The 5,796-nt window shown below is 47.5% G+C and carries 9 protein-coding genes; all 9 read left to right on the forward strand.

The features are described 5' to 3' along the window. Positions 1–813 (forward strand): hypothetical protein (locus tag HRQ60_RS23015; RefSeq protein ID WP_172200886.1); only part of this gene is annotated, 813 nt, incomplete at its 5' end. Beyond that, positions 810–1,049: a hypothetical protein gene (locus tag HRQ60_RS23020; protein ID WP_172200889.1), complete on the forward strand. Its 240-nt coding sequence runs from the start codon at positions 810–812 to the stop codon at positions 1,047–1,049. The genes HRQ60_RS23015 and HRQ60_RS23020, both read left to right, overlap by 4 nt. An 11-nt stretch (positions 1,050–1,060) precedes the next feature. After that, positions 1,061–1,726 carry a zonular occludens toxin domain-containing protein gene (locus tag HRQ60_RS23025; RefSeq protein WP_172200892.1) on the forward strand — a complete coding sequence of 222 codons (666 nt, stop codon included), beginning with the start codon at positions 1,061–1,063 and terminating at the stop codon, positions 1,724–1,726. Positions 1,727–2,034: 308 nt separating this feature from the next. After that, positions 2,035–2,280, forward strand: a complete 246-nt coding sequence (locus tag HRQ60_RS23030) for a hypothetical protein (protein WP_172200895.1) — start codon at positions 2,035–2,037, stop codon at positions 2,278–2,280. 303 nt (positions 2,281–2,583) lie between these two features. Next, positions 2,584–3,675, forward strand: coding sequence for a protein rep (locus HRQ60_RS23035; RefSeq protein WP_172200897.1), 1,092 nt, complete (start codon positions 2,584–2,586; stop codon positions 3,673–3,675). Between the two features lie 373 nt (positions 3,676–4,048). Further along, positions 4,049–4,303: a hypothetical protein gene (locus HRQ60_RS23040; RefSeq protein ID WP_172200899.1), complete on the forward strand. Its 255-nt coding sequence runs from the start codon at positions 4,049–4,051 to the stop codon at positions 4,301–4,303. Beyond that, complete coding sequence (locus tag HRQ60_RS23045) at positions 4,300–4,674, forward strand: hypothetical protein (RefSeq protein WP_172200901.1); 375 nt, start codon at positions 4,300–4,302, stop codon at positions 4,672–4,674. Before HRQ60_RS23040 ends, HRQ60_RS23045 begins: the two co-directional genes overlap by 4 nt. Positions 4,675–4,916: 242 nt before the next feature. After that, positions 4,917–5,078, forward strand: coding sequence for a hypothetical protein (locus HRQ60_RS23050; RefSeq protein ID WP_172200903.1), 162 nt, complete (start codon positions 4,917–4,919; stop codon positions 5,076–5,078). Between the two features lie 82 nt (positions 5,079–5,160). Next, the coding region (locus HRQ60_RS23055) for a hypothetical protein (RefSeq protein ID WP_172200905.1) at positions 5,161–5,796 on the forward strand (636 nt) is incomplete at its 3' end.

Here is a 5,796-nt window from a genome sequence, read left to right on the forward strand (position 1 = left end):
CATGCAGTAAGTAGCGACTTTTTGGGATCTCATAGTCATGGAGTATCTTATAATTTTTATAATCGCACCAATGAGCATGTATTAGAGGGGATAGCTGTTGCTAAATCTATTGCTGGCGTTACTGGCACTATACCTGCACCAGCGGTAGATAATTTTTTTAAAGATACTTTGCCACGTGTACGTGATGCTTATCCGGTTTCTTTGCCTTTACCGACTGGACAGGATTTTATTTATACGCCGACTGCAAATCCTGGGGTTGATGTACAAATGCGAGATGATGGTACACTTGCCGATGGAACCGGTAAGGTGTACGCTCCCGATCAAGTACGGGTCAAATCCGTACCTAAGCCTCGTATTGCTACTGATGCAGCCGGGGTTCCTATACTTGACGCTGCGGGTAATCCGGTAGTTGCTGTGCCGGTTGGTCAGATTGGAGTTGGTGCCTCTGCGATCCCGGCGACATTGGTCAACGTTCGGACCGGTGAGGCGGTCAAGACCGAGACCGACACGGCCAATCCTCCATTGGATACAGTCATCGGCAAAATCAATTGGGCGCCGATCACCGGCTTGCCGGCAGCCTTTACCAACACTTTTCCTTTTTCGCTCCCGTGGGACGTCAAACGCTTGGTGGATCTCATGGTGGCGGCTCCGGTTGTCCCTCGGATTGAGGCTGATTTTTACGGCGAAAAGATGGTCATTACCTTGCCCCGGATGGTTACGGACAATATCTTGCTGATACGCAGCGGGATCATTATTGCTGTTTTGCTCGGCCTGGTCTTTGCGACTCGTAGATTGCTTGGAGGTGCGCAATGACGGATATCATCAATGGCATTATCTCGGCGATCGGATCGCTCGTGTCCGGATTGCTCGGTCTGCTGCCTAAGACTCCGTTTGCTTGGGATATGGGCAATCTCGGGCCTTACATGGGCATGATTAACTACTTTATCCCCTTCAACGCTCTGGCCGGGATTATGGCTGCGTACGTCGCGGCTGTTGCTCTCTGGTACGTCGTCAGGTGGGCGTTACGCTTTGTACGCTATATCAACTAAGGAGGCCTATCATGGCATTGCAGCTATATTCCGGATCGGTCGGATCCGGCAAGTCTTATCACGCCGTCAAAGACGCGATCGACAAATTGTCGTATCGTCGCAAAAATTCGGTGGTCGCAAATTTTGCGATTACTTTTAGCGATCGGCAGCGTAAAAAGGGCGTCGATAAGCGATTTTTTTACGTGGAGGATGAACAGTTGGAGACTCCCGATTATCTTATGGAGTTGTCGATCCGTAACGGATGGGTGGGGAAAGAAGGCAGTGCGTTGTTGATCCTTGACGAGGCTGCTGTGTATTTTAACGCGCGGGACTGGAACGCAAAAGGCAATACTCGGATGAAGTGGATTAAGTTTATTGTCAACTCCCGGAAATGGGGGTATGACATCACGTTTATCGCCCAGGAGATCCGGATGATGGATCGGCAGATGCGGTCGATTATCGAGCACGATGTGCAGCACGCCAAGCTCAATAACTTTGCCTGGTTTAAATTTTTGCCTCTGCCGGTCTTTGTCACCATCAAAAAGTGGTTGGCTGCCGATTTCAAAGGGCAGGTCCGATTTCATCTGTTGCTGCCTTGGGTCGCTAAACGCTATGACACCATGAAGCTGTTCGATCCGGAAATGCTTGCTCAAATGCAGAAGGATCTCGCGGATCCGGTAGAGGAGGTTGCCCGATGAAAGATCAAACGTTGTCCGGACCGGAGACAGCAACGGTTTTCGCGCTGCTTGGACTTTCCGTTTTGTTGTGGGCGGTTGTCATCGTCGAAGTGCTTTTCTTTATCGTCATCGTTTAGAGCAGACTCGGACGACCGGGAAAAGTCAGGCGTAGCCGTTTTAAGACTTTTTGATAGGGAGGGAGCGTCAGCGATCAGATCGGGAGGCCAGGTTGGCCGGAGATCTGACCTTTTAATAATAAGTGTAGCTAAAATCAGAATAGTATGCTAAACTGAATTATGTAGCAAAAATCAGTTTAGGCGGTGAGTGATTTGGTGCAGAAAAGGGATGCTCAAGGGCGTTTTTTGAAGCAGCCGAAGAATGGTGGTTTACGTCCTGGTGCAGGTCGTCCTTCTCTTGATGGCTATCGTCGAGTTGTAGGTATTAAGCTGCCCGAAGAACAGTGGCGGCATATCGATTATCTCGTTGCTTCTCGTAAGGTCGATTCAGTTGCCGAATATTTCCGGATTATTGCTGATGGTGATGATGATCGTCGTCGTGAGCTTTTAATTTTTTGATCCCATCGGGGGTTTGGGGGATATATCCCCCATTTATACCTTGATGCGGACGGCAAACCGGTTCCAGGAGTAAACGATGTGCTGCGGATCCACGCGGCCACTTTGTCACAAGATACAATGTACTGTTCCGGATTCTACAGATAGTGAAAAAGTCAGAATAGCGTCACCCTTTTACCACGGTTTTAAAGGCGGACAAGGGAGACGGACGAAAGGGGTACACAACCGTGATACATTTTCTCGTCCTTGTCCTTGGTAAACATTACGAAATTACGCTCGGGTCGAAATGAGGAAAAGGGGTGTCCGATGAAGGAAATCGGAGTAAACCCCGTATTAACCCCGAAAATTGACGAACGGTTTTTGAGGTATCAGATGCAGGCTGCTGCCAAGTATGTTTTGCCTAACAATCGAGTTGGCATTTGCTTGCGGCACCAAATTCAGAAATACGGGGATGTAGATGTTTATAAGCATCTTAAGACGCAGAAAGCTTTTTACGGCGGTCTAATGGTTTGCGGCAGCGTATGGGTTTGTCCGGTCTGTGCGGCTAAAATATCAGAGCGACGCCGATCAGAATTGAAGAAGGTTTTCAGGGGTCACATTGACCTCGGTGGTGAATGTACTATGCTTACTTTAACTTTCAGTCACTCTAATCGAGACAAGCTTAAGGATCTGCTTTCTTCACTTTCTGGAGCAATGCAAGCTTTCGCTAAAACAGAGAAATTTCATTTTATTCGAAAGGAAATTGGTCTTATTGGTTCTATACGGGCTTTTGAGATCACATATGGTTCTAACGGTTGGCATCCTCATATACATTTGTTACTTCTCCATGACAACGAGATCGAGCCTTGGGAACGCCATGATTTGGAAGATCGTTTTTATCGTATGTGGTCGGCAGCATGTGAAGAAAATAATTTAAGCTGTAGTCGTGAACATGGCTTGAAGATGGACGATGCGAAGGAAGCTTCCACGTACATAGGCAAGTGGGGAGATCTGATGGATAAGCAATGGGGAACAGATAGTGAAATGACTAAGGCAAATATAAAGCGCGGTCGGATCGGCAGCTTAACACCTTTTGATTTTCTCCGTGTTATTGCAGAAGATGGCGATCTAGAATATGCAGACCGGTTCAAGGAATATGCTTTAGCTGTTAAGGGTAAACATCAGTTGCATTGGAGTAGGGGTCTGAAGCAACGTTTTGCTGTAGAAGAAAAAACAGATGAACAAATTGCAACAGAAAAAGTCGAGCAGGCCGATTGGCTCGGCGCACTCGACTGGAAGGACTGGCGTTACATCGTACAGAATAAATTACGTGTACGCCTGTTGGAACAGATCGAGCAGGACGGCTTTGAGGACGCCCTGACGAATCTTGGCTTGCGGAAAGTCCAACAAACTAAATAAAAATATACCCATTGGCGAACGGGGTTTCCAAAAACAATATAACATAACTCGCCTGATATGAAAATGGACTTTCAGCAAGCGAAGCTACCCCAAAGGTAGCTTTTTTTCTTAAGAGAGGAAAAACATTTATGGGAAGACGCCGGGTCGATCCGGACGAACGAAAGGAACTTATCACCATTCGTTTGCCGAAAAAGCTGATTGACGAGTTGCGTTCGATCGAAAATTATACTGCTCTCGTTGAAACATTGCTTAAGGATCATTTTAGAAAAAAAATTTCTGAAAAATAGTAAAAAAATAGGGTAGACGACCCGGGCCCTTTTGCATATAATAATGAAGTACTGAATATACGTTCGTATAAAGGAGATAAAAAAAGATGATCGTTACAGTAGATGGAACAATCACCAGCAAGGAACTGAAAAAGAAGGAAATGGACGGTGGCGCTATTAAAACATCGACTGAACTTCTCCTTGCCCAACCCGGTGAAAAGACACTTATCACAATCCGGCTTGAAGGCGATCAGGTCGAATCTTACGATTTGTTTACTCCGGAGACGTTTACCGGACAATTGTTGTCCTGGAAGACCCGTGATGCAGTCGGCATGATGGTTATGGTAGGCGATCGCTTTTGACCGATGACACCGGAACAATCCCGGTTGCGTCGGAGACCGACACGGAAACTGTACCGGTATCGTCCACCGACTCGCAACAACCGGCTGATCCGGCAACGGCAGCCGAAGCGCCTGCACCGGAAAGTCCTCCGATCCAAACGGCTCCGACTGAAACGACTCCGACGGAAATTATCCCTCCAGCTGATCCTGATCCTCAACCCGTTACGACCACGACGAGCACAACGGTACTTGAAGATCCTCAAATCTTGCAATCAATTAAAGATTTACACGGCGCTGTAGACAATGCCCATTTGACTCTGATTTTTGGCATTGCTCTCGTCGCCGGCATACAGTTTACCCGTAGTCTGCTCGAAGGGTGGTTCCACGCATAATGCTGACTGACTATCTCGCAGTTTTGTCCTATGGCTTTGCAACGGGAGTATCTATAGTGGCTATGCCCAAGTTTTTGGCGCTACCCATAGCGTTCGTACGAAAATTTATCAATAGCGCATAGCGCGCAGCCGGCGCAGGGGTGGGGCAGGGGCCCCGACCGGAGCCGGCTGCGCGCGGCAGCGCGGCTGATGATGTGGCGTCCTATTCGGTTGAGTATGACAACAAATGGAGGAAAAAAAATATGCCAGCAGCAGGATTGATTGATTACGCAACACTTTTCGGCGGTTTCACCAGCGAAGTAACAGCAGGTCTTACGGCGGCGATGCCTATTGCCGTCCCGATCGCAGCAGCCATCCTCGGCGTGGGTATCGGTTTTAAAGTTATCAAAAAGTTCGCTAAGTAATACGCCTTCCTGATTTAAAAAACCAAAAAAAATAAAAAAGTCGCTCAACCGAATAAGCGGCCACATCATCGGAGGGATTTTTATGCAATATGTACAGGGTAGCCGTAAACGGCTGCCTCTTTTTTTTAGACGGACAGTCGCCTGTATTTTGATAGTTGTAACTTTAATTGGATCTACTTTTACGCCAAACGCGAACGCTGCAATACCTGTCTTGCTTGCGCCGGAGGCTGCGTTGGGTGCTTTTGTAGGCGTTGTTGCGATCGGGGCTGTAGGCATGGAAGTTTTTGGCTATACCAAACAATCCGAACAGGCGATGGCTTATGCGTCGGCTACTTGGGCTTGGGGGCAGGACACCATGAAAAAAGCTGTCGTCGATAGTTATAATGCTGCTGTTGCAGCAGGCGACAAGGTCATGACTTTGTCTGCCGAAGTAGTTGATTATTGGTCAAATGCTTTTGCAAGTATGTTGATTTTCGAAGAACCTACAGTAAATATTGCGGGTGGTTATCGTTATGGTCGTACTAGTACCGAATCCGTTAATTTGATGCCTCCGGTAGATAGTTATCTGATTATGCCCGGCGGTTATGCCAATACTGTGGTTGTCCGTACCGGCCCAATAAAGGATTACTATATCGCCGGCGTATCTCATGCAGTAAGTAGCGACTTTTTGGGATCTCATAGTCATGGAGTATCTTATAATTTTTATAATCGCACCAAT

Origin of the sequence: Saccharibacillus qingshengii, assembly GCF_013185195.1 — a bacterium.
In the GTDB taxonomy this organism is placed as follows: Bacteria; Bacillota; Bacilli; order Paenibacillales; family Paenibacillaceae; genus Saccharibacillus; species Saccharibacillus qingshengii.